The organism is Massilia sp. P1_C10 (assembly GCF_056406475.1).
In genome coordinates this window covers 46,437-70,681 of the sequence record NZ_JBFUAC010000008.1, presented here as the reverse complement: position 1 = coordinate 70,681, position 24,245 = coordinate 46,437, and the positions used below count along the sequence as shown (strand labels likewise).

General features: G+C 65.6%; 24 protein-coding genes and 1 pseudogene. 9 read left to right on the top strand and 16 right to left on the bottom strand.

Going from position 1 to position 24,245, the window contains the following annotated elements:
- Positions 1-18: 18 nt before the first annotated feature.
- The 10 genes from AC1D02_RS17285 to mepK form a co-directional block, all read right to left on the bottom strand.
- Positions 19-471 carry a hypothetical protein gene (locus AC1D02_RS17285; protein WP_477319093.1) on the bottom strand — a complete coding sequence of 151 codons (453 nt, stop codon included), beginning with the start codon at positions 469-471 and terminating at the stop codon, positions 19-21.
- Positions 472-481: 10 nt separating this feature from the next.
- Positions 482-1,048 (bottom strand): RNA polymerase sigma factor, encoded by a 567-nt coding sequence (locus tag AC1D02_RS17280; RefSeq protein WP_477319091.1) that lies wholly within the window; start codon positions 1,046-1,048, stop codon positions 482-484.
- A 63-nt stretch (positions 1,049-1,111) separates the two neighbouring features.
- The gene (locus AC1D02_RS17275) at positions 1,112-1,555 is read right to left on the bottom strand and encodes a thioesterase family protein (RefSeq protein ID WP_477319089.1); all 444 of its coding nucleotides are present in this window, start codon (positions 1,553-1,555) and stop codon (positions 1,112-1,114) included.
- A gap of 18 nt (positions 1,556-1,573) precedes the next feature.
- A complete protein-coding gene (locus AC1D02_RS17270; RefSeq protein WP_477319087.1) occupies positions 1,574-2,773 on the bottom strand; it encodes a PQQ-dependent sugar dehydrogenase in 1,200 nt (399 codons plus the stop codon).
- 63 nt (positions 2,774-2,836) lie between these two features.
- Positions 2,837-4,132, bottom strand: coding sequence for a M20/M25/M40 family metallo-hydrolase (locus tag AC1D02_RS17265; RefSeq protein WP_477319085.1), 1,296 nt, complete (start codon positions 4,130-4,132; stop codon positions 2,837-2,839).
- On the bottom strand, positions 4,129-4,500 hold the full coding sequence (locus tag AC1D02_RS17260; RefSeq protein WP_477319083.1) for a nuclear transport factor 2 family protein: 372 nt from the start codon (positions 4,498-4,500) through the stop codon (positions 4,129-4,131). Before AC1D02_RS17260 ends, AC1D02_RS17265 begins: the two co-directional genes overlap by 4 nt.
- Positions 4,501-4,648: 148 nt before the next feature.
- Complete coding sequence (locus tag AC1D02_RS17255) at positions 4,649-6,613, bottom strand: putative bifunctional diguanylate cyclase/phosphodiesterase (RefSeq protein ID WP_477319081.1); 1,965 nt, start codon at positions 6,611-6,613, stop codon at positions 4,649-4,651.
- Positions 6,614-6,741: 128 nt separating this feature from the next.
- Positions 6,742-7,059: a hypothetical protein gene (locus tag AC1D02_RS17250; protein WP_477319079.1), complete on the bottom strand. Its 318-nt coding sequence runs from the start codon at positions 7,057-7,059 to the stop codon at positions 6,742-6,744.
- Positions 7,056-7,871, bottom strand: a complete 816-nt coding sequence (locus AC1D02_RS17245; RefSeq protein WP_477319077.1) for a hypothetical protein — start codon at positions 7,869-7,871, stop codon at positions 7,056-7,058. Before AC1D02_RS17245 ends, AC1D02_RS17250 begins: the two co-directional genes overlap by 4 nt.
- Before the next feature lie 53 nt (positions 7,872-7,924).
- Positions 7,925-8,473 (bottom strand): peptidoglycan L,D-endopeptidase MepK, encoded by a 549-nt coding sequence (gene mepK, locus AC1D02_RS17240; RefSeq protein ID WP_477319075.1) that lies wholly within the window; start codon positions 8,471-8,473, stop codon positions 7,925-7,927.
- 180 nt (positions 8,474-8,653) lie between these two features.
- Here mepK and AC1D02_RS17235 point away from each other — a divergent pair, with 180 nt between their 5' ends.
- From AC1D02_RS17235 to AC1D02_RS17210, 6 genes are all read left to right on the top strand, one after another.
- Positions 8,654-9,643, top strand: coding sequence for an LLM class flavin-dependent oxidoreductase (locus AC1D02_RS17235; protein WP_477319073.1), 990 nt, complete (start codon positions 8,654-8,656; stop codon positions 9,641-9,643).
- A gap of 257 nt (positions 9,644-9,900) precedes the next feature.
- Complete coding sequence (locus AC1D02_RS17230) at positions 9,901-12,660, top strand: M16 family metallopeptidase (protein ID WP_477319071.1); 2,760 nt, start codon at positions 9,901-9,903, stop codon at positions 12,658-12,660.
- A gap of 227 nt (positions 12,661-12,887) precedes the next feature.
- Positions 12,888-13,406, top strand: coding sequence for a CPBP family glutamic-type intramembrane protease (locus tag AC1D02_RS17225; protein ID WP_477319069.1), 519 nt, complete (start codon positions 12,888-12,890; stop codon positions 13,404-13,406).
- Positions 13,407-13,557: 151 nt separating this feature from the next.
- Complete coding sequence (locus tag AC1D02_RS17220) at positions 13,558-14,076, top strand: GNAT family N-acetyltransferase (protein WP_477319067.1); 519 nt, start codon at positions 13,558-13,560, stop codon at positions 14,074-14,076.
- Between the two features lie 101 nt (positions 14,077-14,177).
- The gene (locus AC1D02_RS17215) at positions 14,178-14,711 is read left to right on the top strand and encodes a DinB family protein (protein WP_477319065.1); all 534 of its coding nucleotides are present in this window, start codon (positions 14,178-14,180) and stop codon (positions 14,709-14,711) included.
- A 186-nt stretch (positions 14,712-14,897) separates the two neighbouring features.
- Positions 14,898-15,521 carry a CPBP family intramembrane glutamic endopeptidase gene (locus AC1D02_RS17210; RefSeq protein ID WP_477319063.1) on the top strand — a complete coding sequence of 208 codons (624 nt, stop codon included), beginning with the start codon at positions 14,898-14,900 and terminating at the stop codon, positions 15,519-15,521.
- Between the two features lie 17 nt (positions 15,522-15,538).
- On the opposite strand, the gene AC1D02_RS17205 is transcribed toward AC1D02_RS17210, so the two are convergent.
- Positions 15,539-17,227 carry a M1 family metallopeptidase gene (locus tag AC1D02_RS17205; RefSeq protein ID WP_477319061.1) on the bottom strand — a complete coding sequence of 563 codons (1,689 nt, stop codon included), beginning with the start codon at positions 17,225-17,227 and terminating at the stop codon, positions 15,539-15,541.
- A 143-nt stretch (positions 17,228-17,370) separates the two neighbouring features.
- Here AC1D02_RS17205 and AC1D02_RS17200 point away from each other — a divergent pair, with 143 nt between their 5' ends.
- A complete protein-coding gene (locus tag AC1D02_RS17200) occupies positions 17,371-18,543 on the top strand; it encodes a serine hydrolase domain-containing protein (protein WP_477319059.1) in 1,173 nt (390 codons plus the stop codon).
- Between the two features lie 84 nt (positions 18,544-18,627).
- Here the strand turns inward: AC1D02_RS17200 and AC1D02_RS17195 are convergent, their stop codons facing one another.
- The 4 genes and pseudogenes from AC1D02_RS17195 to AC1D02_RS17180 all read right to left on the bottom strand — a co-directional run bounded on the left by AC1D02_RS17195 (position 18,628) and on the right by AC1D02_RS17180 (position 20,258).
- Positions 18,628-19,344: a carboxylesterase family protein gene (locus tag AC1D02_RS17195; RefSeq protein ID WP_477319057.1), complete on the bottom strand. Its 717-nt coding sequence runs from the start codon at positions 19,342-19,344 to the stop codon at positions 18,628-18,630.
- Between the two features lie 49 nt (positions 19,345-19,393).
- The gene (locus AC1D02_RS17190) at positions 19,394-19,633 is read right to left on the bottom strand and encodes a PsiF family protein (protein ID WP_477319375.1); all 240 of its coding nucleotides are present in this window, start codon (positions 19,631-19,633) and stop codon (positions 19,394-19,396) included.
- Positions 19,628-19,747 (bottom strand): annotated as a pseudogene (locus tag AC1D02_RS17185) (PsiF family protein); the annotation flags it as partial. The pseudogene AC1D02_RS17185 and the gene AC1D02_RS17190, both read right to left, overlap by 6 nt.
- A 124-nt stretch (positions 19,748-19,871) precedes the next feature.
- Positions 19,872-20,258 carry an SRPBCC family protein gene (locus AC1D02_RS17180; RefSeq protein WP_477319055.1) on the bottom strand — a complete coding sequence of 129 codons (387 nt, stop codon included), beginning with the start codon at positions 20,256-20,258 and terminating at the stop codon, positions 19,872-19,874.
- Between the two features lie 136 nt (positions 20,259-20,394).
- Between AC1D02_RS17180 and AC1D02_RS17175 the strand changes: the two genes are divergently transcribed.
- Entirely contained in the window at positions 20,395-20,754 is a 360-nt protein-coding gene (locus AC1D02_RS17175) for a DUF1428 domain-containing protein (RefSeq protein WP_477319053.1), read from the top strand.
- Positions 20,755-20,785: 31 nt separating this feature from the next.
- On the top strand, positions 20,786-22,552 hold the full coding sequence (locus AC1D02_RS17170) for a SagB family peptide dehydrogenase (RefSeq protein ID WP_477319051.1): 1,767 nt from the start codon (positions 20,786-20,788) through the stop codon (positions 22,550-22,552).
- 79 nt (positions 22,553-22,631) lie between these two features.
- Here the strand turns inward: AC1D02_RS17170 and AC1D02_RS17165 are convergent, their stop codons facing one another.
- Positions 22,632-24,095 (bottom strand): amidohydrolase family protein, encoded by a 1,464-nt coding sequence (locus tag AC1D02_RS17165; RefSeq protein WP_477319049.1) that lies wholly within the window; start codon positions 24,093-24,095, stop codon positions 22,632-22,634.
- Positions 24,096-24,245 lie beyond the last annotated feature (150 nt).

Genomic DNA, 24,245 nt, shown 5'->3' with positions numbered 1-24,245 from the left:
CTCTTGGTTGGGTGGGTGTTATTCGGACGCCAGGCGCAGCGCCAGTGGATGGCCGTCGAAGCCGATCAGCATTTCGGCCTTCACCATGTCGCCGGCGTTTTCCGGATTGACCGCCACGCCCAGCGCGGCCAGCGAAGAGCGCGGCACGGTGGTTTCGAGCATGCGCGGCGCCGGGTCGTGGGTGATGCGCTCGTAAGAGTCGAGGGCGATGAAGGCGCTGTCGTCGCTCGCCGGCTGGAACGGCGCGCGCGGCACCGCCAGCACCGCCAGCAGCACGGCGGCCGCCGTGCCGAAGACGCCGGCGATGCGCCACGGCGCGATCGCGTACCAGCGGCGCGGCTTGTGATGTGCGGCGAATGCGGCCATCAGCTCCTTGCGCACGCCGCGCGGCGCATCGAGGCCGGCCATCTCGGCGCGCAATGCGTCGAACGGGGAGGGAAGGGCGGTGTCGCGGGTGTCGGTATCGTTCATGGCGGGCCTCTCAGGCGGCGGTATGCATGGCGGGTCGGTGGGCGCCCAGGCGCCTGGCCAGGGCGGCGCGTCCGCGCGACAGGCGCGACCGGACGGTGCCGATGTCGATGCCGCAAATGGCGGCGATCTCGCTATAGGAGCGGTCGTGCATCTCGAACAGGATCAGCACGTCGCGGTAATGGGGCGGCAGCTGCGCCAGCGCGCGCCGCACGTCGGCGGCCTGCTCGTCGCACAGCATGCGGTACAAAGGTTCGGCGTCCTCGCCGGCGGCGGTGTCGTCCTCGTCGTCGGGCGCGGCGACCGCGCGGTCCTGCTTCATCGCCAGGTTGCGCGCGACGCCGAACAGGAAGTTTTGCAGCGCGCCGCGCAGCGGATCGAAGCGCAGGCTGCCGGTGAGCAGGCCCATGAACACTTCCTGGACGATGTCGGCGGCGGCGTCGGACGAGCCGCAGCGCAGCACGCAGTAGCGGAACAGCGGGCCCTGGTGGCGCAGGTACAGCGCCTCGAAGGAGGCGGCAGCGCCCGCGCGCGCCTGGCGCAGCAGTTCGGTGTCGGAAGGGTCGGTAGTGGTCGTCATGGCGTGGCTCTCAATGGTATTCCCATCTGCACGCCGAAAAGTTCCAACTATTTTTGGACGGGGCTAATCGAGCCAGTTCACGCGGGGGAACTTGGAGCGGAAGTCGTCGGTCATGGCGACCACCTGGCCGGCCTTGTAGTTGAAGAAGACGAAGCCGGATTTGGCCATGGCGATCAGTTTCTTGTCGCGCGGCCGGGTGATGCGGAAGGTGATATCGCCGCCGTACTTGTTGAAGTCCATGACGCCGACCTCGAACAGCAGCTGGTCGTGCGCGTGCGCTTCGGCGCGGTAGGTCGTGGCCAGGTCGGTGACGATGATGCCGCTGCCGTCGCGCTCCGTTTCGGGGACGCCGAATTCGAACAGGAAGCGCGCGCGCGCCTCGGAGATCATCGAGATCATCGAGTCGTTGCCGAGGTGGTTGGCGCCGTTGATGTCCGTAACGCGGACCGTCATGGGCGTGGAGTAGACGTATTGGTCTTCGGGGAAGTCGAGGTGTAAGCGTGCCATGGCAGCGATTTTACCTCGTCATCCGCCGGCCCGAACGATTTTGTAGATCGTGCCGTTGGCCGCGATCACATACAGCTCGCCATCGGCGTCGGTCCCGAACGAGACGACGTTGCCGATCCTGGCCACCGGCCAATTGGTCTGCTCGGACACGCCGGCGCTCGAATACAGCACGCTTTTCAGGAAGCCGCTGCAGTAGTCGGAGTAGAAGTAGCGTCCGGCCAGTTCCGGAATCGCCTTGCCGCGGTAGACGTAGCCACCGATGATCGCGCAGGCGCCCGCGCCATGGTCATAGTCGAACGCCGGCGCGGTCAGGCCGGCGCTGCTGCAGGTGGTCGCGTTGTAGCAGATCGCGCCTTCGAAGACGTTCCAGCCGCAGTTCAGGCCCGCCAGCGTCGCCGCGCTGATGTCGACCTCCTCGCGCTGCCCCTGGCCGACGTCGGCGATGTACAGCTGGCCGGCGTCGAACGCGAAGCGCCATGGGTTGCGCAGGCCGTAGGCCCAGATTTCGGCGCGCTTCCCGGCCTGGCCGGCGAACGGGTTGGATGGCGGAATGGCATACGGGGCGCCGGCCGTCGCTCCGCTGACGTCGATGCGCAGCAGCTTGCCGAGCGCGCTGCCGAGATTCTGGGCGTTGCGCGGCGGATCGCCCGCGCTGCCGCCGTCGCCGGTGCCCAGGTACAGGTAGCCGTCCGGACCGAACGCCAGCAGGCCGCCGACGTGGTTGGTGAAATTCGGGTGCGCGATGCGCAGGATTTCCAGCGCCGAGGTTGAATCAGCCAGGTTGGGGTTGCCCGAGACGGTGCGCCGCTCGACGATGATGTTGGTGGCGGCGTCGGTGTAATACACGTAGAAGCGGCCGTTGCTGGCGAACTGAGGGTCGAAGGCCATCGACAGCAGGCCGCCTTCGCCGGCCACGGTCACCCTGGCGCTCATGTCGAGGAAGGGAATGGCCAGTACCGCGCCGTTCTGGCGGATGCGGATGCGGCCGGCCCGCTCGACGATGAACTGGCGCGGGTCGCCGGGCGGCGATACCATGAATATCGGGCTGTCGAGGCCGCTGACGAAGGTGCTCAGCGACAAGGTGAGCGGCGTCGGCGCCGGGGCCGGCGGTGCGGGTGCGTCCGGCCCGGTCACGCCGGAGCCGCCACCGCCGCCGCCGCAGGCCGCGAGCAGCAGCGTGGCTATCAACAGCAACTTGCGCGCGCAATCGATCAGCATCACAGCCTCCCCGACGACCTTTTACTGTCGGATTTTACGCGCCGCGATGGTGGGCGGCGCGCGCTAGCGGGTCAGGCGGTACAGCAGCAGTGCGGTGCGGATCGCGGCCCGCTCGACCGAGGCGGGATCGAGGTCTTCCTCCGGCGAGTGCATGCCGCGTCCGCTCGCGCCCAGCCCGTCCAGGCTGTCGACATACGGCGCCGCGAACTGCACGTCGCCGGCGCCGCGCGCCTCGGCCGGCACCGCGTCGACCAGGCCCAGGCCGGCGTCGGCGCTGGCCTGCGAGTACAGATCCAGCAGCTTCAGGTTGCCCGGGGTGACGGCCATCGGCGGATACGATTCGGTGAAGCGCACGCTGGCGCCGGCACCGGGCAGGCTCTGCGCGACGATCGCGCGCATTTTGGCGTGGGCGCGGTCGCGCTGGGCGTAGTCGAGGTAGCGCAGGTCGCCCTTGACGATGACGCGGTTGGCGATCACGTTGGTCTTGCCGAACGCGGTGCCGCGCGACATCGCCGCGTCATAGCCGACGTCGGTGCCGCCCAGGATGACGCCGGGATTGAAGGTCAGGCCGGGCTCGATCACCTGCTGGCGGAAGCCGTCGAGGATGCGCGCCGCTTCGTACACCGCGCCGTAGCCGGAGCCGGCGCTGAAAATTCCGGACGAGTGGCCTTGCTTGCCGGTGACTTCGAGTTCGAAGCCCGACGAGGCGCGCCGCCCGACGGTGCCGGTGGCGCGGCCGTCGGCGGTGGGGATCGTGCCCTCGAAGCTGAGCGCGACGTCGCTGCGCTTGGCCAGCTCGACCAGGTCCCCGCGCGACACCGATTTCGGGTCGCCGGCGTTTTCCTCGTCGCCGGTGAACAGCACGGTGATGCGCGCGCCGTCGAGCACGCCGGCGCGCTGGAGGGCCCGCAGCGCCTGGATCACCACCACGTCGCCGCCCTTCATGTCGCTGACGCCCTGGCCGCGCACGCGGTCGCCGTCGCGCGCCCATTTCTGCACCGGGCTGTCGGCTTCGAACACGGTGTCGAGGTGGCCGAGCAGCAGCACGCGCTTGCCCTGGCCGCCCTCGCGGGTGGCCAGCAGGTGGCCGGCGCGGCGCATTGCCGGCGGCATGTCGATCCAGCGGGTGCGGAAGCCGAGCTGGTCGAATTCCTTGCGGAACAGGTCGCCCACCGCGCGCACGCCGGCCGGGTTCATGGTGCCGCTGTTGATGTTCACGCTGCGTTCGAGCAGGGCGAGGGCGTCGGCCGATTGCGCCTTCACTTCGGCGACGATGCGCTGCTCGGCCGGCGTCAGTTCGGCGGCGTGGCCGGCGCCGGCCAGCGCTAGCAGGAGGGCGGCGATCGGCGCGCGCATCATGCCGCGTCCAGCCGCTTGTTGCTCACCTGGACCGAGGCGGTCTGGATCAGGCCATCCACCACTTCGTAGATCGCCACCATGTCGACCTTGCCCGTGCCTTCCGGGAACGTGCGGGTGACTTCCTCATGGTCGATCACGATGTTGCCCATGACCACGCGCTGGCGCAGGCGCGCATGCAGGTTCGGCTCGGCCAGGCGGCCCGCCATGCGCTCGCGCATTTCGGCGTGGCCACTGGCGATCAAGGTGGCGGGATGGCCGTACTGGCGCGCGTCGGGCGCGTAGGTGGCGAGCAGGGCGTCGATGTCGCGGGCGTTGTAGGCGTCGAGCTGGCGCTGGACGACGGCGTCGGGGGAAGCTTGGTTGGTCATCGTGTCGGTTGGGCAAGAGTTTATCGCCCGCCGATTGTACGACTTTTATGCGCCGCGGCCCAAGGGCTGGGGACTAGGCGTCCCCGTCGCTCCGGCGGACCTGCCCCCGGGTTTGTCGCCGCCGCGAGTGCTGCCACCGCAGAAACGTCTACGCCGGCAGCATGGCCCCGAAATCCTCAGCCGGCACCGCGTGCCCGAACAGGAAGCCCTGGGCGAAGTCGCAGCCGGCTTCGCGCAGCATCGCCGCCTGCTGGCGCGTCTCGACGCCCTCGGCGATCACGCGCAGGCCCAGCTTGTGCGCCATCACGATGATCGCCTCGCACAGCGCGACATTGGCGGCGTCGTATTCGAGGTTGTAGACGAAGGACTTGTCGATCTTGAGGAAGTCGAGCGCGAACTTGCGCAGGTAGGACAGCGACGAGTAGCCGGTGCCGAAATCGTCGAGCGAAATCTTGATGCCGGCCTGCTGGAACGCGAGCAGCTGCTTGAGCACGTCGGCATCCGACGCCAGCAGCAGTCCCTCGGTGATTTCCAGCCCCATCTCGGGCACCGTTGCCGCGGTGCCGGGCGCATGGCCGTTGGACAGCCACTTCCGGCAGTTCTGGCCATTGCCTTCGTAGAACTGCACCGGCGACACGTTGACGTTGATGGTCAGCTGCGGCTCGCGCTGGCGCCAGTCGCGGGCCTTGACCAGCGCCTGCTGGTAGACCCAGTCGCCGATGATCGAGATCAGGCCGGTGTGCTCGGCGATCGGGATGAACTCGACCGGGCTGATCTCGCCGCGCTCCGGATTGTGCCAGCGCACCAGTGCTTCGGCCTTGCGGATTGTGCCGGTGTTCATGTCGACGATCGGCTGGTAGTAGACCTCGAGCTGTCCGGTCTCCACCGCGCGGCGCAGCTCGTTGGAGAGCGCCATCCGGCTTTGCGCCGCGTCCTGCATGCTGCTCTTGAAGTAGGTGAAGCGGTTGCGCCCGCGCTCCTTGGAGCGGTACATGGCCTGGTCGGCGTTGCGCAGCAGGTCGCCGGCGTTGCCGGCGTCGCGCGGGAAGATGGTGATGCCGATGCTGGCCGAGATGTAGGCCAGTTCGTCGCCGACCATGAAGGGCCGCGCCAGGTCCTCGCACAGCTTTTGGGCGATGTCGGTGACCGACGCGACTTCGTGCAGGCCAGCCAGCGTGATGGTGAATTCGTCGCCGCCCAGGCGCGCCACCGTGTCGCTGTCGCGCACGTGGCCCTGCAGGCGCTGGCCAACCGCCTTGAGCAGCATGTCGCCGGCCTCGTGGCCGCGGGTGTCGTTGATTTCCTTGAAGTGGTCGAGGTCGATGAACAGCAGCGCGAGCGGCAGCCCGCTGCGCTGCGATTTCTTGATGTCGATCTCGAGCCGGTCCTGGAACACGTTGCGGTTGGCCAGGCCGGTCAGGCGGTCGACGTTCACTTCGCGCAGCGCCTGCTCGACCTGCCGGCGGTCGTGCACCTCGTGGCTCAGCGCGTGCGCCTGCTGCTGCAGGGCCGCGATAGTGCGCCGAAGCGAGGAGCGCTCGATGTGCGGATCGTAGCTTTCGGCCGGCAGGACGTCGGTGTGCAGCGTGCACACTTCGTGGAAGGTGGCCATGTCGTCGGCGGTCGGGAAGGCCGACAGCGGGTAGGCGCACAGCAGCGTGAAATCGAAATGGCGCAGCAGGTTGTTGAAGTAGCGTTCGACGTGGACCGCGGCGTCGTGCTTGACCGGCGGGCACAGCTGACAGCGCGGCTGGGTGCGCAGCAGCGCCACCATTTCGCCGAACACATAGAGCTTGCCGGCGTGCGATTCGCTGGCGTCGAGGATGACGTTGCCGATGGTGTCGCGGAAGCGCGCCTCGTCGGGGTGGCCGTCCTGCATGAACAGCGGCAGCGCCATGTCGGCTTCGAGGCGCATGTACTGGCCGTGGGTTGCGATCCGGTCGCCGTCGAGCAGGTCGCGGCCGCGCAGGGCCTTTTCCAGGCGCGCCAAATGGTCGCCGGTGGCAATCGCGATTGCCGTGTCGCCGGCCTTGAGTGCGGAGCCGACAAAGTCCACCAGGCCCTTGATGAGGAAAGTGTCGTCCTCGTAGAACTGTACGATGTGTGCGCCCATAAGCTGTTAGACACAACGGGATCGGTTCGGTTTCTTAATTCTACGCGCATGCGAGGAATTTGGCGGCGCGGACCAAGGTCGGGGTCAGGTCCGCCGGACCTGCTTCCCGGGTTTGTCGCCGCCGGCTGCTATTTTTGGGGCGGCCACTGGTAGACCAGGTCGGCGCGACGGGTCCTGGACACGACGCCGCGCGGATCGATGACGACGACGAACTCGCCATAATGGCCGCCAGCGCCAGGCGTCAGGTAGCGCCACACCTCGACGCCGCTGTCGAAGCGGATCGAGGTGGTGGACCCCAGTTGCGCCAGCAGCTGGGCCTTGGTGGTCACGCCCGGCTGCACCGCCTGGTCGGCGTTGGGCGCCTTGAGCACGGTGCCGGGGGGCGCCTGCGGCGTCACCGCGCAGCCGGCCAGCAGCGCGATCACCACAAATGCGAGCCGCTTCATGGCGCTTCTCCCGGCGGCTTGTCGATGTAGTCGAATTCGACCAGGGTGTCGTCGGGCCAGGACTTGTCCCAGACCGGCGCGTAGTAGCTGCGGTCGAGCAGCACCTGGCAATCGCAGAACGGCAGCGACTCGGCGGTCTGCTGGCCGGCCGCATACAGCAGCGCATACGGCAACGCCAGCGTGCGTTCGCCATGGCGCAGGGTGACGCCGAAGATCGGGCGTTCGGCGAAGAACAGATAGTTACCCTCGGGGTCCGCGCATACCTTGTCGGTATCGGTCAGCATGTTCGACAGCCAGCCGAAAATCGGCGCGCTGTTCGAGATCAGCCCCGCGTCCATGCCGACCTTGCACTCGAGGCGCAGGTCGCCAAGCCGGCGCGCGCCCTCGGGCACACCGGGCGTGCGCACCGACACGCGCCAGGTCATGGTGTTGGTCTTGCGGTTGGCCAGCACGGCGGCGTCCTCGCGCAGCGCCTGGTCGTTGCGCGGCAGGACAAAGCTGTTGTCCTCCGCCACCGGTACGGGAATTGTGATGTTGTCGCCCGCCACGCGCAGGGTGATGCCGGTCATCTTCGTTTTCGAAATGCGCGGCAGCAGCGTGAAGCGCAGCGTGGCGTTCGGCGCCAGCGCATGCTCGCGTTCGAAGCGGTCCATGCCCTTGATCATGCGGCGATACGACTTGTCGACCGGGTCGCGGGTGGCGGACACGGTGACGCTGGGGATGGGGGCAGTGCTGGATTGCGCGAAGGCCGGCGCGCCGCAGCACGCGGCGAGCGCGAAGGCGCACAGGGATCGTAGCGAAATTGAAATCATGTTCGAATGGTACGCCGATCGCGGAAGGATCGACGCACCACTGAACGGTTGGCTTACCAGTGGCGCAGGCGGCCGGTGTCCATATGGACGAATTGTGAGTCGGGATAGTAGCCGACGCCGCCGCCGCCGGCGTGCAGCGCGGCCTTGTGCAGCATCGCCAGGTCAGTGCCGGGCATGCGGACGTCGATCGCCTTGCCGTCCAGGTGCATGCTGTGCTTGGCCACGCCGTTGGTGGTTTCGGCCAGCAGCTGATTGGTTTCCGGCGAGCGGTAGCCAGAAATGATGTGCAGGATGCCGTGGCTGCCGGCGACCTGGCGGCTGACCTGGTCGAGCAGGAACAGCAGCTTCGGATCCATCTCGGCCACTTTGTTGTTGCGGTGATCGCGCAGGAGCTTGTTGATGTCCTTCATCGCGTCGGGGATGAACTTGCCCTCGGCCCAGAAGGTGCTTTTCAGCGTCTCGCCGGTGTGCGTGTTGTACATCCGCAGGGTGCGCTCGTTGGGTATCGCGAGATCCGCGGCCCGGCCGATTGCCGGGACGGTCAGGGCCGAAGCCAGCACGGCGGAACTTTTCAGGAATGAGCGACGTTGGTTCATTGACATGGATAACTCCTATCGCGCTTGTTCGCTTGACTTCAAGTATACCGCGAATAGCGGTTTGGCGCAGGGCGTGTCCGTGAGGAAACGCCCGTAAACACAGGCGCGGTGCGATTTTGGCTTCGCCGGCGCGAATGAACGGATGGGCATAGAATGGCCGATCTACTTTTCCGCAGCGAGCCATCCATGATCCCTTTGTCCGTACTCGACCTGGCCCCCATCGCCGAGGGCAGCGACGCCGCCCAGTCGTTTCGCAATTCGCTCGACCTGGCGCAGCACGCCGAACGCTGGGGCTACCAGCGCTTCTGGCTGGCCGAGCACCACGGCATGCCGGGCATCGCGAGCGCCGCGACCGCCGTGCTGATCGGGCACGTGGCCGGCGGCACCAGGACGATTCGCGTCGGCGCCGGCGGCATCATGCTGCCGAACCATTCGCCGCTGGTCATCGCCGAGCAGTTCGGCACGCTGGCGTCGCTGTATCCGGGCCGCATCGAGCTTGGGCTGGGCCGCGCGCCAGGCTCGGACCAGGTGACCGCGCGCGCACTTCGCCGCAACCTCGGATCGGACGCCGACGAGTTTCCCCAGGACGTGGTCGAGCTGCAGGATTATTTCTCCGACGCGCCGCGCCAGCAGGTGAAGGCAGTGCCCGGGACCGGGCTGAAGGTGCCGCTGTGGATACTGGGGTCGAGCCTGTTCGGCGCGCAATTGGCGGCGGCGCTGGGCTTGCCCTATGCGTTCGCGTCGCACTTCGCGCCGCAGCAGATGATGCAGGCGATCGAGCTGTACCGCGCGACGTTCCGGCCGTCGGCGCAACTGGCCAAACCGTACGTGATGTTGGGCTTTAACGTGTTCGCCGCCGATACCGACGAGGAGGCGCGGGTGCTGGCGACGTCGATGCAGCAGGCGTTCGTCAACCTGCGCACCGGGCGGCCGGGCAAGCTGCAGCCGCCCAAGCCGGGCTACCTGGAGAGTCTGGATCCGCAGGCGTATGCGATGCTGGAACAAGTGCTGTCGTGTTCGGCGATCGGATCGCCCGAAACCGTGCGCACGGCGATGGAGGCGTTCGTCAAGCGCACCGGGGCGGACGAACTGATGATCACGTCGCAAATCTATGATCATGCAAAGCGCCTGCGCTCGTTCGAGATTGCGGCGCAAGTGCGCGACGGCAGCGTCTGAGCCTGGAAGCCGACGTACCAGCGCAGGCCTGGTACCGATGCTGAGCGCGCAGAACCATTTGTGTCCGCCCAGCATGGGTTCCTGCCTTCGCAGGAACGACTGCTTTACTGAGCGGCATGAGGGGGCGGGTCCGCCGGGTTGGCCGCCAACCGCCCGACGTATGCATATATAAAGATTTCCTAGTTGCCTACACGAAATAGCAATAAAATGGCGGCACGGCATTGGCCGACACCATTTGTTCATTTCGGAGGTAAAGCATGACCACGTTTATCCGCGCCGGCGTTATCGCGGCGTCCCTCGCCATGTTGCCTTTGGCCCAGGCAGCGGCACCGGCCTCCAGCAAGGTCGACATCGCAATTCCCGATATCCCTTACACCAAGTTCGTGCTGAAGAACGGCCTGACCCTGCTGGTGCACGAAGACCACAAGGCGCCGATCGTCGCGGTCAACACCTGGTATCACGTCGGCTCGAAGAACGAGAAGGTCGGCAAGACCGGCTTCGCGCACCTGTTCGAACACCTGATGTTCAGCGGCAGCGAGAACTTCAACAAGACTTACATCAACGCGATGGAGCGCATCGGCGCGACCAACCTGAACGGCACCACCAACAACGACCGCACCAATTACTTCGAGAACGTGCCGACCTCGATGCTGGACTACGCGCTGTTCGCCGAGAGCGACCGCATGGGCCACCTGCTCGGCGTGGTCGACCAGAAGAAGCTGGACCTGCAGCGCGGCGTGGTGCAGAACGAGAAGCGCCAGGGCGAGAACCAGCCGTACGGCGTCGCCTACCAGCTGCTGACCGAGAACACCTATCCGGTCGGCCACCCGTACTCCTGGACCGTGATCGGTTCGATGAAAGACCTGGACGCGGCCTCGATGAGCGACGTGCAGGAATGGTTCAAGACCAACTACGGCCCGAACAACACGACCATCGTGCTGGCCGGCGACATCACGCCGGAACAGGCGCGCGAGAAGGTCGAGAAGTACTTCGGCGACATCCCGGCCGGCCCGCCGCTGGCCAAGCACGAGGCGTGGATCGCCAAGCGCACCGGCACCCATCGCACCACCGTGCAGGACCGCGTGCCGCAGGCGCGCCTGTATCGCGTATGGAACGTGCCGGGAGCGCACACCGCGACCGAGCCGCTGCTGGACCTGGCGGCGCACATCCTGGGCGGCGGCAAGACTTCGCGCTTCTACAAGCGCCTGGTCTACAAGGAACAGTTGGCCACCAGCGCGACCGCGAGCAACGACTCGAACGAAATCGCCGGCCAGTTCGACCTGGTCCTGACCGCGCGTCCGGGCGTCGACCTGAAGAAGCTGGAAACGGCGGCCGACGAGGAACTGCGCGCGCTGATGAAGACCGGCCCGACCGCGGCCGAACTGGAGCTGGCCAAGACCGCGTCGCTGGCGCGCTACGTGCGCATCGTCGAGCGCATCGGCGGCTTCGGCGGCAAGAGCGACCTGCTGGCGTCGTGCCAGACCTACACCGGCAATCCGACCTGCTACAAGGATTACCTGAAGGCGATCAAGGCGGCCACCCCGGCGCAGATCAAGCAGGCGATGAACGAGTGGCTCAGCGACGGCGATTTCCTGCTCGACGTGCAGCCGTTCCCGACCGGCCTGGCCACTTCCGCCAAACTGGACCGCAGCAAGGAACCGGCGATGGGCAAGCCCGAATCGCTGAACCTGCCGGCAATGCAGCGCGCCACGCTGTCGAACGGCCTGACAGTGGTGCTGGCCGAACGCCATGCGGCGCCGATCGTCAACTTCAACATGATGATCGACAGCGGCTACGCGTCCGATTCGAACGACCTGCCTGGCGTGGCCAGCCTGTCGATGCGCATGCTGGGCGAAGGCACGGCGAGCCGCAATTCGCTGAAGATCGGTGAAGAGTTCGAATCGCTGGGTGCGAATTATTCGTCGAGCAGCAACCTCGACGGCGCCTCGGTGCGCATGGACGTGCTGAAGGCAACGATGCCGAAGGCGCTCGACGTGTACGCCGACATCATCCTGCATCCGGCGTTCGCGCAGAACGAAATCGATCGCCTGAAGAAGGACCAGCTGGCGGCGATCCAGCGCGAGAAGGTCAATCCGAACGCGATGGCGCTGCGCGTGATTCCTGGCCTGTTGTACGGCAAGGGCCACGCCTACTCGCTGCCGATGAGCGGCACGGGCACCGAAGCGGCGGTCGCGAAGATCAAGCGCGACGACCTGGTGGCGTATCACCACACCTGGTTCAAGCCGAACAACGCGACCTTGCTGGTGGTGGGCGACACCACGATGGCCGAGCTGACCCCGCTGCTGGAGAAGGCGTTTGCCGGCTGGAAGGCGGGCGACGTGCCGAAGAAGAACGTGGTCGAAGTGCAGCAGCCGGCCAAGACGGTCGTGTACCTGATGGACCGTCCGGGCGCGCTGCAAAGCGTGATCTACGGCGTGCAGCTGGCGCCGCCACGCAACTCGCCGGACGCGGTGCAGCTGGGCGTGGTGAACAATATCTTCGGCGGCACCTTCAGTTCGCGCATCAACATGAACCTGCGCGAAGACAAGCACTGGTCGTATGGCGTGCGCTCGCAGTTGCCGCCGGCGGTGGGCCAGCGCCTGTTCCTGAGCAGCTCGCCGGTGCAGACCGACAAGACCAAGGAAGCATTGCATGAGCTGGTGTCGGAGTATGGCTACATCGCCGGCGCCAAGCCGATCACCGCGGCGGAGCTGATGGATGCGCAGACCAACGAGACGCTGGGTTTGCCGGGCCAGTTCGAGTCGGCATCGCAGCTGAGCAACGCGTACTCGACCATCCTGCAGTACAAGCTGCCGGAGACTTACTACAACACCTTTACCGGCACGGTAATGGCGATGACGCCTGAGCAGACCAACGCGCTGGCGGCCAAGTCGTTCATGCCGGGCAAGCTGGTGTGGTTGGTGGTGGGCGACATGAGCAAGGTCGAATCGGGCATTCGCGACCTGAAGCTGGGCGAAGTGCGCAAGATCGACGCTGACGGCAACGTCACGCAGTAACTGAAGGCTGCGGCAGCCGCGGCCCAATCCCCGGAGTCAGGTCCGTCGGACCTGACCCCGAACTTTGGTCCGCGGCGCAAGCAGCGCAAGGGGCCCGGCCCTGTGGGCCTGACATCTCTCGTGAGTCCGGCGCAGGATTGAGTCCGGACGCCCGCAATGGGCCAGGAGCAGACAGTCGACGCTATTCTGAATGATGTGGTTATGCTATTGACCCAAAAAACCTACAAATGAACATCGCCACGATCGCTGCGCATCTGTGCTGGGATGACAAACCCCTGACCAGAAGCCTTTCACGGGCTGCCGGCGCTGGCGCACTCACTGCGGTGTTGACGTTGCTGCTCTCTTATCTATTGTTTGCGTTGCTGGGCCGCCCCAATATGGGGGGCCTCGCAGGAGGCGCAATCTTCGATAGCGGCTGGATACCCACCTTCTTTGCCGCGGTAATTTGGGCGCCGCTGTGGGAGACGCTTATCGGTCAGATGATCCCGGTCGCCGTTTTGACGTCGTGCGGTGCTCGGCCTCTGACGGCGATCCTCGTTAGCGCCATATTGTTTTCCGCCGGCCATGTGGCTTCTGGTGGCGGTATAGGGCAGGGTGTCGTGACGTTAATAGCGGGCCTGTGTTTTTCCAGCATCTTCGCTGCTAATCTACAACGTGGCTTCGTGCCTGCCTACGGACTAACGGCGACTGCGCATGCGACCAACAATGCGCTTGCACTGCTGCTCTCGTTTGGATTCGGCTTGTAGCTAGCCGCTCCGCGAGCACTGTGCCGGCGACATTTCAGTTGTTCTGGCTTTTGCGAACGTCCGCTTCGGGTCGGAAGCGGTCGCCCAGCAACTGCTGCAATCGGCCGAATGGGGACGGTGGAACCATTTAAACTTTTAGGATGCGCTTCTCATGGATCACGCCTTTTCGATTTCCGTGCCTCGCCTTCATACAGATCGGCTTACGCTTCGGGAATATCGTGTTGAAGACTTCGAATTATTTGCTGACCATTTGTCGAATGCCGAAAGCTCGGCTCATTTAGGTTCGGCCGACCGTCAGACCGCTTGGCGCATCTTCAACTCACATGCTGGATTTTGGCTTCTGAGCGGGGCTGGCTGGTGGTCAATCGAGGACCGGCAGACAGGTCAGCTGGTTGGCAGCGTAGGCGCTTTCTTCCGCCACGAATCAACTGTAATGGAGATGGGATGGAATACCTATCGAGCATTCTGGGGAAAAGGAATTGCGAACGAAGCGGCGAGGGCAGTCTTGAATTATGCGTTTGAAGTTCGGCGTGAGCCAAAGGTTCGCGCACTGGTCGCTTCTGGCAATGAATCATCGCGACGCGTTGCCGAGCGCCTGGGAATGACGTACGAAATGAAAACTGAGCTGAACGGCAAGGAAATCAACAGTTATATGCGTGAGCGTACCTGACGCGGCTGCGATCGGCGACATGCAGCTGTCTGCTGTCCAAAGCGGACGGTGGCAGTTTTTCAACCCTCAGGGAAGTTTTTGCTAAAGGGATATACCTAAGAATGCCAACCCGGGAAGACATCGCGCTATTGGCGCGCTATAACGCGTCCATGAACACCAGGCTGTATGCTGCCGCCGCCACCTTGCCCAAGGACGTGCTAAACGCCGACCGAGGGGCGTTTTTTGGCTCCGTTTTGGGCACCCTGAATCATATCGTCGTTGGCGATATCATCTGGCTACGCCGGTTCATGGCACATCCTTCTGACTTTTCGTCGCTGATGGCGATGGCCGACATCCGGCCCCCCACGAGTCTTGCGCATATGTACAGCGACGACCTCGACGGGCTTGTAGCGTATCGCGCGAAGCTCGACGCGATCATCACGACATTGGCGGCAGAAGTATCAAACGAAGATTTAGCACAGCCCCTTGCATACAAGAATTCAGTCGGAAACTTCCGGAAGAATTTTGGAAGCTTGCTGCTTCACCTGTTCAATCATCAGACGCATCACCGTGGCCAAGCAAGTACGCTGTTGGCGCAATCGGACGTTGAAATCGGCGTGACCGATCTGCTCGAATGGATACCTGATTGCCCTTGATACCATCGAATGCCACAGGACGCGGGCTGACACTCGCGTCTTTCTAGCTGTTAGCGCGCCGAGCGCTTGTCCATAAAACCTGCCGAACTACGATTGATCTGGTTTATCTGAACACGGGGCCAGGTCCGCTGGCACTGACCCATTCTTGAACAGTCCGGGAACATCTTGTCGTCAACTAGCCCACCAATGAAAGAAGCAGCCCTGCTGATCACGATCAGCTTCGGGTGGTTTATAGGTTTGTCCGTGATGGCCGTCATGAACGGCTTTCCGTCGTCGCAGTCGTTTTCGGACGCCGCCCTGACCGTGATGCTGCTGACGGAACTCGTGTTCGGCGCGATGGCGCTGGCGTTCCTGCACTTGCGCGGCTACCGGTTACAGGAGCTGCTGCCATCGCCAAGCTGGCGGGGATGCGTGGACGGCGTGGCCGTGTGTGCTGTGGCGCTGGCGGCATGCATCGCGGTTGCACAGCTGATCCCGTCCAATCGCGACATGGTTCAACCGATCGCCCAAATCGTCGCCAACGCCAAACCTTCCCTTGGCATGGTGATCGTCATGTCGATGCTGAACGGACTCTATGAGGAGACGTTCCTGCTCGGCTACCTGGTGCGCGGCTTCGCGCCGTCCGGTGCGTCGTTTGCATTGGGGCTGAGCGTGCTGATACGGCTGCTCTACCATCTCTACCAGGGACCAAATGGCGCGGTTTCCGTCGTGGTATTCGGACTGGTCCTCGGCGCCGCGTATTGGCGCACGCGCCAGTTGTGGCCCGCGGTCGTCGCTCACGCCCTGGCCGACATGCTGGCATTGGCGTAAGCGTCAGGCGCCAACGGTCAGCTCGCCTTTTTCTTCTTCGCCTTTTCGTACTCCTGGAACTGCTCGATATGCTGCAGCCTGCGCAGCACTTTCGAATGCGGATCGAGGGTCCACGTCGCGCCCGCCGGCAACGCCACGCTGCCCTGGCCATCCTTCATCTCGACCGTCTGCACCTGGCCACCCACGCGCACCTCGACCGGCATCGGGAACGGCTTGTCGCCCTCGGTCTTCCAGCGCAGCGCCAGCTTGCCGTCGCGCGGCGTCGCCACCAGCTCCGGCAGTTCCTTCTGGTACATGTAGACGTCGAAGAACCAGGTCAGGTCGCGCCCGCTGGCCTGGTTGACGAAGCCGATGAACTCGCGCGTGCTGCCGTAGCGCGGCGGGTTCTTGCCCGGCGCCGGCGCATCGGTGCCGTACACCAGCTCGCGCACCGCGCGGAAGAACACGTCGTCGCCGACCAGTCCGCGCAATGTGTGCATCACCAGCGCGCCCTTGACGTAGATGTCCTGTCCAGGGCCGCCGCGCTTCTGGTCGTACACGTCTTCCTCGGCGCGCGGCTTGCCCGACACCATCGGCGCCTTGTTCGAGATGGTCGAGCGCATCTTCATCAGCGTCGAAAAGAATTCCTGGTCGCCGCGCAGGTACTGCATGTATAGCGGCTGCATGTAGCTGCCCAGGCCTTCGTGGATCCACATGTCGTCCCAGTTGGCGTTGGTTACCTGGTTGCCGAAATACTCGTGGGCGAATTCGTGCTGCAGCAGCTCGTCGTAGCCGTACATGGTCTTGGCGTAGCCGTTGCCGTAGGCGTTGATGGTCTGGTGCTCCATGCCCAGGTGCGGCGTTTCGACCACGCCCATCTTTTCGTCGCCGAACGGGTAGGGGCCGATGCTGCTCTCGAAGAAGTCGAGCACCAGCGTGAATTCCTTGATCAGCTCCCTGGCCTTTGCTTCGCTGCTCGGCAGGTACCAGAAGCGCAGCGGGATGGTGTTGCCGAAGCGGCTGCGATAGTCCTCCGACAGCAGCTTGTACGGGCCGACGTTGACCGAGATGCCGTAGGTGCTCGGATTCCTGGCGCGCCAGTGCCAGGTGCGCCAGCCGTCGGCTTCGTCCATGCCCATCGCGACGCCGGCGCCGGCCGCCACCAGCGGCGCCGGCACGGTGAAGTGCTGGTCGATCACGCGCGCCTTGCCCATCGGATGGTCGATGCACGGCCAGAACAGGTCGCAGCCTTCGCCCTGCACGGCGCTGGCCACCCACGGCTGGCCGTCCGGCGTGGTCGACCAGACGAAGCCGCCGTCCCACGGCGCCTTCTTCGCCACGTGCGGCGCGCCGTGCCAGCGCACCCGCACGCCGAACTGGGCGCCGGCCGCGACCGGCTTCGGCAGCGTGATGGCGAGGCGTCCGTCCGGATTGCTGTACGCGGCAGCGGCGCCGTCGACCGTCACCGCGTCGATGGTGAAATTGTTGTCGAGGTCGAGCACGAAGCGCGACAGCGGCGCCGTCGCCTGGAACGTCAACGTAGCGTCGCCGCGGATGGTGCGCGAGTTCGGCTCGATGCGCAGCGCCAGGTCGGCCTTGTCGAACACGACGGCAAGCTGCTCGGGCGCGCGCTCGGCGCCGGAAGCGACGGTGCGTTCGGAGAGCCTGGGCGGGGCGGCGCAGGCGGCCAGCAGCAGGCAGGCACAGGCGATCAGAGTGGTTTTCATGGGAGCGGGGCGGTTGAGGGTGGGGAAATTTACCACGGGCAGGAATGGTGTTGCAATCGAACAGGTCTGCTAAAGTACAACGCTTGAAGAACTCAGGCTATTCCACGATGACTGTATGTACGCCCTTTGCCAAACGCGCGCTCATGATTGCTAGCGTCTCGACCACCCTGCTGGCCGCCGGCTGCGCGACGCTGCCCGGCCCGCAGCTCGACCACGCGCGCTTCGCCGAGATCGACCGGGCGATCGAGACGGTGATCGCCGACAAGCGCATGCCGGGAGCGGTGTTCCACCTGGAGCGCAACGGCGAGTCGTACGAGAAAGCGTACGGGTCGTTCACCTACGACAAGAATGCGCCGAAAGTGCACATCGACACCATCTACGACGCCGCGTCGCTGTCGAAGATCGTGTCGACCGCGCCCTCCATCCTGTTGCTGGCCGAGCAGGGCAAGATCGACCTCGAAGCGCCGCTGATCCGCTACTTCCCCGAATGCGGCGGCAAGGGCAAGGACGGCATGACGATCCGCCACCTGCTGACGCACAGCTCCGGCCTGCCGGCGGGCATCCCGGCGCTGCCGGCGTGGGAGGGCCAGGCGGCCGCGCACGCGCTGGCCTGCGCGCGCGACATCACCGACCCGCCGGGCGCCGCCTTCCGTTACTCGGACGTCAACTTCATCCTGCTGGGCCAGCTGGTGCAGAAGGTGTCCGGCATGCCGCTCGACGAGTTCGCCCAGCAGCACATCTTCAAGCCGCTGAAAATGACCGAGACCGGCTACCTGCCGCTGGCGCGCTTCCCGCTGGGCCGGATTGCGCCGACCCACGTGTCGCCGCTGAAGGACGAGGACAAGGCGCTGCATCCCGAGCTCGAGCATGGCGAGGTGCTGCAGGGCGTGGTGCACGACCCGACCTCGCGCCGGATGGGCGGCGTGGCCGGTTCGGCCGGCGTGTTCACCACCGTGCACGACTTGGCGCGCTATGCCCGCATGCTGCTGGCCGGCGGCGAGCTGGACGGCGTGCGCGTGCTGTCGCCCGAGAGCGTGCGCTTGCTGACCACGGTGCAGTCGCCGCCGGGCATCGCGCAGCTGCGCGGCATGGGCATGGACATCAACTCGCCGTTCGCGCGTCCGCGCGGCACGCTGTTCCCGATCGGCAGCTACGGCCACACCGGCTTCACCGGCTGCATCCTGTGGGTCGATCCGACCTCGCGCACCTTCTACGTGTTCCTGTCGAACCGCGTCTACCCGGATGACAAGGCGAATATCTTGCCGCTATACGGGCAGCTGGGTACGTTGGCCGCGCAAGCCGCCATGGGACGCTAATCGCCTGTCGTTCCGGCGAAGGCCGGAACCCATGCTGAGTATGCTCATGTTCAGCATGGGCTCCTGCCTTCGCAGGAGCGACATTCATGGTTTGCGGTGCTTGAGAAACCAGTCGAACAGCCCCGCGTCGGGACCGTACGCATACACCCAGGCGTCCACGTGGCCTGCGTCCGGCAGCACGGTATACTTCACGTTTCCGCCCGCGGCCTTCAGCGCCGCCACCATGCGCGCCGATTCCCCCTCCGGCACCGCGTCGTCCTTGGCGCCGTGGAAGGCCCAGGTCGGCACGCGCTTCATCTCACCGGCCATGACCGCGTTGCCGCCGCCGCAAATCGGCGCCACCGCGGCAAAATAGTCGGGGTAGCGGATCGCGAGGTCCCAGGCGCCGTAGCCGCCCATCGACAGGCCCGTCAGGTAGACGCGGCTGCGATCGACGTTGTACCTGGCCAGCACCTCGTCGATCATCCCCTTGAGCAGGTTGGCGTGAAACCACTCGCCGTCGGGCGCCTGCGGCGACACCACCATGAACGGGAAGCCGGGATCCTTTTCCGCCAGCGCGGGCGGGCCCCAGGCCTTTACCTTGTTCAGGTCGGTGCCGCGTTCGCCCGAGCCGTGCAGGAAAATGATCAGCGGGACGGGGGCGCCGTTGGCGGAGTATGTTTTCGGGAGGAAGGCCAGGTAGGGGACCTTCGAATGCACGGCGACGGTGTGCGCTTGCTGGCCTGTGGCGGCAGGCGTGGATGGCGCGATTGTCAGCGCCAGGCTGGCGGTGAGCATGTGGAACAGAGTGCGTGCATTCATGGCGGCGATCAGAAAATGGGGCCAGGTCCTGCGGACCTGCCCCCCTGCATCACTTCGCGCTCAGGCAGGTCTTCATGAAGGCTTTGCGGTCGTCGCCCTTTTTGCCCGTGGCTTCGGTATTGCAAACCTTCATCTTGTCCTGCTGCGTCATCGGTGCCGCGGCGCTCAGGCACGTCTTCATGAACGCCTTGCGCTCGTCGCCTTTCTTGCCGGCTGCATCCGCATTGCAAGTCTTCATTTTCGACTGCTGCGCCGTCATCTCGGGCTTGGCGCTCAGGCATTCCTTCATGAAGGTCTTGCGCTCGTCGCCTTTCTTGCCGGTGGCGTCGTGGTTGCAGGTCGCCATCCTGGTTTGCTGCGCGGTCTGCGCGGCCGGCGCCGCGGCGAATGCTGCGGCGGACATCGACAGTGCGAGACAAGCGATAAACAGTCGTTTCATGGTGTTTTCCCGTGGTGGTTGAACATGATAGTGAAATGTCATCATGCTACCAATCCACAAAAATCTCAAGGGAAACACCGTTGGAGGACTATCCCAGCGCCTTGGCCAGCGGTTCCCAATACATCTTGTGCCAGCCGGCCTCCAGGTGGGGCTTCATGTCCTCGCCGATGCCGCTGTGGTCGAACACCAGTTTGGTGCCCGCGCCCGACGGCGTGAAGTCGAAGCGCGCGATCGAAAACATCCCGGCCGGCCAGTTGCCGGCGCGCCAGGCCTGCACCATGCGCTGGTTCGGCACCAGTTCCAGGATGTGCCCGGTGATCATGCCGCCGAACAGCGACAGCGCGCCGCCCGCCCTGGCGTCGATCTCGGCCGGCGCGCCCGTCATCGACTGGAATTGCGCCGCATCGGTCAGGGTGGAATAAACTTTTTCCGGCGGCGCGGCGAACTCGATTTCCTGGTGCAGGGAGGTGAACATGGCGGTCCTTTGCGAGGTTGGTGAAAAGGCAAATCGTACTCCCAACGTGCGCACGGCAGCGCTCACTTGCCTTTTCACCAAGGGCTGCTAATCTAGACCTTCCAATTCGATGAGAGAACCAACAAGGAGAATCGCCATGTCTTACGTAGACGGATTTGTGGTCCCCGTGCCGCGGGAAAAACTGGATGCCTATCGCACCATGTCGCAGAAGTGCGGTGCGATCTGGAAGGAGTACGGCGCGCTGCGTTTTCGCGAGTGTGTCGCCGACGACGTGAAGCCGGGCCAGTGGACTTCGTTCCCGCAAAGCGTCAAGCTCGAAGAGAACGAAGTGGTGGTGTTCTCGTGGATCGAATATAACAACCGCGCGGAACGCGACGACATCAACGAGAAGGTGATGAAGGACCCGCGCCTCGCCGACTTCATGAAGCCCGAATCGATGCCGTTCGACGGCAAGCGCATGATCTACGGCGGCTTCGAGTCGATGGTCGACCTGTAGACGGCGGCGTCGATTTCGGGATCGGCCGGCCATGGTCCCGAAAATCGCCTGGGTGCTCGCGCCGCTGATGGTGTTTGGCGTGCTGCTGGCGATTGCGGCCGCGCGCGGGCGGCTGCCTTCGCGCCAGGCGTTCAACGTGCAAACCAGCGTGCTGCTGATGGCCTACCTGCTCACCACGGCGGGGCTGGGGATTTTTTGGGTGGCCAACCAGCAGCTGCCCGTGTTCGACTGGCACTACCTGTTCGGCTACTGCACGGTGCTGCTGGTCTCGATCCACCTGTGGTTCAACTTCCCGATCGCATGGCGCTGGCTGCGCGGGCCGAAGCGCGCGTCGCATGCGGCGCCCCCCGGCGTATTCAAGCCACTTGGCGTCGCCGCCGCGCTGGCTGCGGCGTTTTTGCTCGGCACGCGCCAGGGCGGCGAAGTCGCGGCGCCGCTGCCGGTGGCCGACGCCATGGTGCGCTATCACGAGCTGTCGTCCGATTCGCGCCGCAGCGTGTTCGCGCGCGCGCCCGGCATCGACTGGGGCGCGCCGCCGCCGGTATTCAAGGCGTATCCAAATGCGCGCCACGTCGCGCTGCCGCGAGATGAAGTCGGCACGGTGTCGCTGGGCGAGGCGTGGCGTGCGGTGCGGCCTCGCTCGGCCCCGCTGCGGCTGGCCGAACTCGGCGACATCCTGTTCCTGTCGGCCGGCGTCACGGCGCGCCGCGGCGGCAATGCGCTGCGCGCCGCGCCGTCGTCGGGCGCGCTGTTTTCCAGCGAACTGTATGTGCTGGCGCGCGAGATCGATGGCCTGCCCGCCGGCGTGTATCACTACGACCCCGACCTTCACCGCCTCGACATCATCGGTCCGGCGCCTGCGTTGTCCGATGCCGACGCGACGATCGTGGCCACCTCGGTGTTTCGGCGCACCGGCTACAAATATCGCGACCGCGCCTATCGATACGTGACTGCCGACACCGGGCACCTGCTGGAGAACATGCGCCTGGCCGGCCGCGCGGCGGGAATGCAGGCGGAGCTGGCCGCGCGCTTCGACGAGGCGCAACTGGCGCGCGCGATCGGCGTCGATGGCGTGGAGGAGGGCGTGCTGGCGGCGATGACGCTGCGGCGCGGCGAGGCGCGCACGCCGGCGCCGCGGCTGGTGGGGACGATGGCGCCAGGCGCCGGTGCGCTGGGCGTTACCAGCGCCGTGCAGCAGGCCACATCGCTGCGCATGGCCGCAGAACCGGATGCTGCTGTCGCCATCGCACTGCCGGCGCCGCAGCCGGCCGCCATGGCGTTGAAGCGCGTGATCGGCGAGCGCCGCAGCCAGCGTCGCTTTCACGCCGATCCGGTGCCGCTGGCGGCGCTGTCGTCCATCCTGGCCGGCATGGCGCAAGCGCCGCAGCTGTCCGACGCGGTCCGCATCCACATCGTGGTCAACCGCGTCGACGGGCTGGCGCCCGGGGTCTACCGCTACCTCGCGCGCCACGCGCTCGAACGGGTGCGCGCGGGCGACTTTGCCGCCGCGGCGCAATCGGCCGCGCTGTCGCAGGAAGTGATCGGCGGGGCGGCGGTGGTGCTGGTGCTGTCGGCCGAACGTGGGCCGATGCTGGGCGAAGGCGCGCGCGGCTATCGGCAGGGCTACCTGGAAGCGGGCATGGTGGGCGAGCGCTGGCTGCTCGGCGCGGCCGCGCGCGGGCTGGCGGCGTGCCCGGTGGGCGCGTTCTACGACGACGAGGCAGCCGCGCTGATCGGCGTCGACCCGAAGCGCCAATGGGTGCTGCATTTCGCGGCATTGGGACTGCCCGCCACATAGTTCAAGCCGCGGACCAAGAGCTGGGGTCAGGTCCGCCGGACCTGACCCCAATTTGGACTCCTCTTCAACTCTCGAAATTTCAGCGGATGCCCACCATCCCGCGCACCGAGGCATTCAGCTTGACCGGGTCGAAGCCCACGCCGTCCTTGAAGACGATTTCGACGTTCTCGACGTCGGCGATGCGGCGGGTCGGATCGCCCTTCAGCACGACGATGTCGGCCTGCTTGCCCGCCTCGATGGTGCCGATCCGGTCCAGCCGGCCCAGGTAGCGCGCGCCGTTGGCGGTGGCGATGCGGATCGCCTCGACCGGCGTGAAGCCGGCTTCCACCAGCAGCTGCAGCTCGCGCTGGTCGCCGAAGCCAGGCAGCACGCCGCCATTGCCGGTCGGGTCGGGGCCTGCCATCAGCAGGCCGCCGGCGCGCACGAACGCCAGTTCGAACGCCATCTCCTTCTTCAGCGCCGCTTCCAGCTTGGCCGCGCGCTCGGGCGTGGTGGCGGCGGCGGCGCGCGCGGCCAGGTGGCTGCGCAGCGATTCGGACGACATCATCGCCATCTGCCGGCGCGACAGCAGCGGCCGCGTCGCGACGAACGATTCGAACACCGGCAAGGTGGAAGTGACGGCGACCTTGCGCGCGACCAGATCGCGGATCAGCGCCTGCACCGGTTCGCTGGCGATGTCGCGCGACTCCCACGACGCGGCGATCGCGGCGCCCGACGGGCACACGTCCTGCTTGCGGTTCGGGACAAATTCACTGTCGGTGAAAATCGGCCCGTGTTCGAGGTTGTCGATGCCGAGCGCCGCGGCCTGGCGCCAGTCGACCGCGCACAGGTGGCCGGTCACCTTGGTGCCGTGCTTGTGCGCCTCGTCGATCGCCGCGCCCAGCACCGGCGCAGAGATGTTCATGTAGGCCTTGAACGAGGTCATGCCCTCGCTGGCCCAGAACGCGACGGTCTTGCGCACCTGGCCGGTCTGTTCCATCAGTGCCAGCTGCGGAAAGAAGCTGTCCTTGCCTTCGAGGTAAGGGCCGGTGACGTCGATGTGCGGGCCGGGAATCTGCTGCGCGTCGATCATGCGGCGGATATTCAGGTCGGTGTACGGCTCGATGCTCCCGGTGGTGCGCATGGTGGTCACGCCGGCCGCCAGGTACATGCGGGGCGCGCTGAACGCCAGCTCGGTGACGAAAAAGCCGGGCGGCGGGATCTTGTCGTCTTCGTCCATGTTGATCGACGCCGTGTACATCAGGTGGTTGTGCATGCCGACCAGTCCTGGCATCACGCTGCGCCCGGCCAGCTCGACCACGTGGGCGCCGGGCGGCGGCGCCTTGGCCGCGTCGGTGATCGCTGCGATGCGGCCATTCCTGACGATGACAGTGCGATGTTCCTGCGCCGGGCCGCCGGTGCCGTCGATCACCTTCACGTCGGTCAGCGCGATCAGCGGCTGGTCGAACCGGATGAACTTGCGCACTTCGGGCGACGGCGCTTGCGCCATCGCGTTGGCGCCGATGACCGACGCCAGGAAAACCAGTTTGCCGCAGAATCGCATTGCGTCACTCCCGAAAAGTCTGGAGCGCATCGTGCCACGGAAGTGGCGGCGCGGCAACGATCAGCCGTGGCAGCATCGAAAAATTGCCGAAAAATAATTATTATCTTCACAAATATGCATAGTTGAAATAGACTAACTTTTCATTAATTC

Excerpts from the sequence above, each read along its gene's own strand:
- AC1D02_RS17285 (WP_477319093.1), bottom strand. The coding sequence starts at position 471 with ATGAACGATACCGACACCCGCGACACCGCCCTTCCCTCCCCGTTCGAC.
- AC1D02_RS17280 (WP_477319091.1), bottom strand. The coding sequence starts at position 1,048 with ATGACGACCACTACCGACCCTTCCGACACCGAACTGCTGCGCCAGGCG.
- AC1D02_RS17275 (WP_477319089.1), bottom strand. The coding sequence starts at position 1,555 with ATGGCACGCTTACACCTCGACTTCCCCGAAGACCAATACGTCTACTCC.
- AC1D02_RS17270 (WP_477319087.1), bottom strand. The coding sequence starts at position 2,773 with ATGCTGATCGATTGCGCGCGCAAGTTGCTGTTGATAGCCACGCTGCTG.
- AC1D02_RS17265 (WP_477319085.1), bottom strand. The coding sequence starts at position 4,132 with ATGATGCGCGCGCCGATCGCCGCCCTCCTGCTAGCGCTGGCCGGCGCC.
- AC1D02_RS17260 (WP_477319083.1), bottom strand. The coding sequence starts at position 4,500 with ATGACCAACCAAGCTTCCCCCGACGCCGTCGTCCAGCGCCAGCTCGAC.
- AC1D02_RS17255 (WP_477319081.1), bottom strand. The coding sequence starts at position 6,613 with ATGGGCGCACACATCGTACAGTTCTACGAGGACGACACTTTCCTCATC.
- AC1D02_RS17250 (WP_477319079.1), bottom strand. The coding sequence starts at position 7,059 with ATGAAGCGGCTCGCATTTGTGGTGATCGCGCTGCTGGCCGGCTGCGCG.
- AC1D02_RS17245 (WP_477319077.1), bottom strand. The coding sequence starts at position 7,871 with ATGATTTCAATTTCGCTACGATCCCTGTGCGCCTTCGCGCTCGCCGCG.
- mepK (WP_477319075.1), bottom strand. The coding sequence starts at position 8,473 with ATGTCAATGAACCAACGTCGCTCATTCCTGAAAAGTTCCGCCGTGCTG.
- AC1D02_RS17235 (WP_477319073.1), top strand. The coding sequence starts at position 8,654 with ATGATCCCTTTGTCCGTACTCGACCTGGCCCCCATCGCCGAGGGCAGC.
- AC1D02_RS17230 (WP_477319071.1), top strand. The coding sequence starts at position 9,901 with ATGACCACGTTTATCCGCGCCGGCGTTATCGCGGCGTCCCTCGCCATG.
- AC1D02_RS17225 (WP_477319069.1), top strand. The coding sequence starts at position 12,888 with ATGAACATCGCCACGATCGCTGCGCATCTGTGCTGGGATGACAAACCC.
- AC1D02_RS17220 (WP_477319067.1), top strand. The coding sequence starts at position 13,558 with ATGGATCACGCCTTTTCGATTTCCGTGCCTCGCCTTCATACAGATCGG.
- AC1D02_RS17215 (WP_477319065.1), top strand. The coding sequence starts at position 14,178 with ATGCCAACCCGGGAAGACATCGCGCTATTGGCGCGCTATAACGCGTCC.
- AC1D02_RS17210 (WP_477319063.1), top strand. The coding sequence starts at position 14,898 with ATGAAAGAAGCAGCCCTGCTGATCACGATCAGCTTCGGGTGGTTTATA.
- AC1D02_RS17205 (WP_477319061.1), bottom strand. The coding sequence starts at position 17,227 with ATGAAAACCACTCTGATCGCCTGTGCCTGCCTGCTGCTGGCCGCCTGC.
- AC1D02_RS17200 (WP_477319059.1), top strand. The coding sequence starts at position 17,371 with ATGATTGCTAGCGTCTCGACCACCCTGCTGGCCGCCGGCTGCGCGACG.
- AC1D02_RS17195 (WP_477319057.1), bottom strand. The coding sequence starts at position 19,344 with ATGAATGCACGCACTCTGTTCCACATGCTCACCGCCAGCCTGGCGCTG.
- AC1D02_RS17190 (WP_477319375.1), bottom strand. The coding sequence starts at position 19,633 with ATGAAGGAATGCCTGAGCGCCAAGCCCGAGATGACGGCGCAGCAGTCG.
- AC1D02_RS17180 (WP_477319055.1), bottom strand. The coding sequence starts at position 20,258 with ATGTTCACCTCCCTGCACCAGGAAATCGAGTTCGCCGCGCCGCCGGAA.
- AC1D02_RS17175 (WP_477319053.1), top strand. The coding sequence starts at position 20,395 with ATGTCTTACGTAGACGGATTTGTGGTCCCCGTGCCGCGGGAAAAACTG.
- AC1D02_RS17170 (WP_477319051.1), top strand. The coding sequence starts at position 20,786 with ATGGTCCCGAAAATCGCCTGGGTGCTCGCGCCGCTGATGGTGTTTGGC.
- AC1D02_RS17165 (WP_477319049.1), bottom strand. The coding sequence starts at position 24,095 with ATGCGATTCTGCGGCAAACTGGTTTTCCTGGCGTCGGTCATCGGCGCC.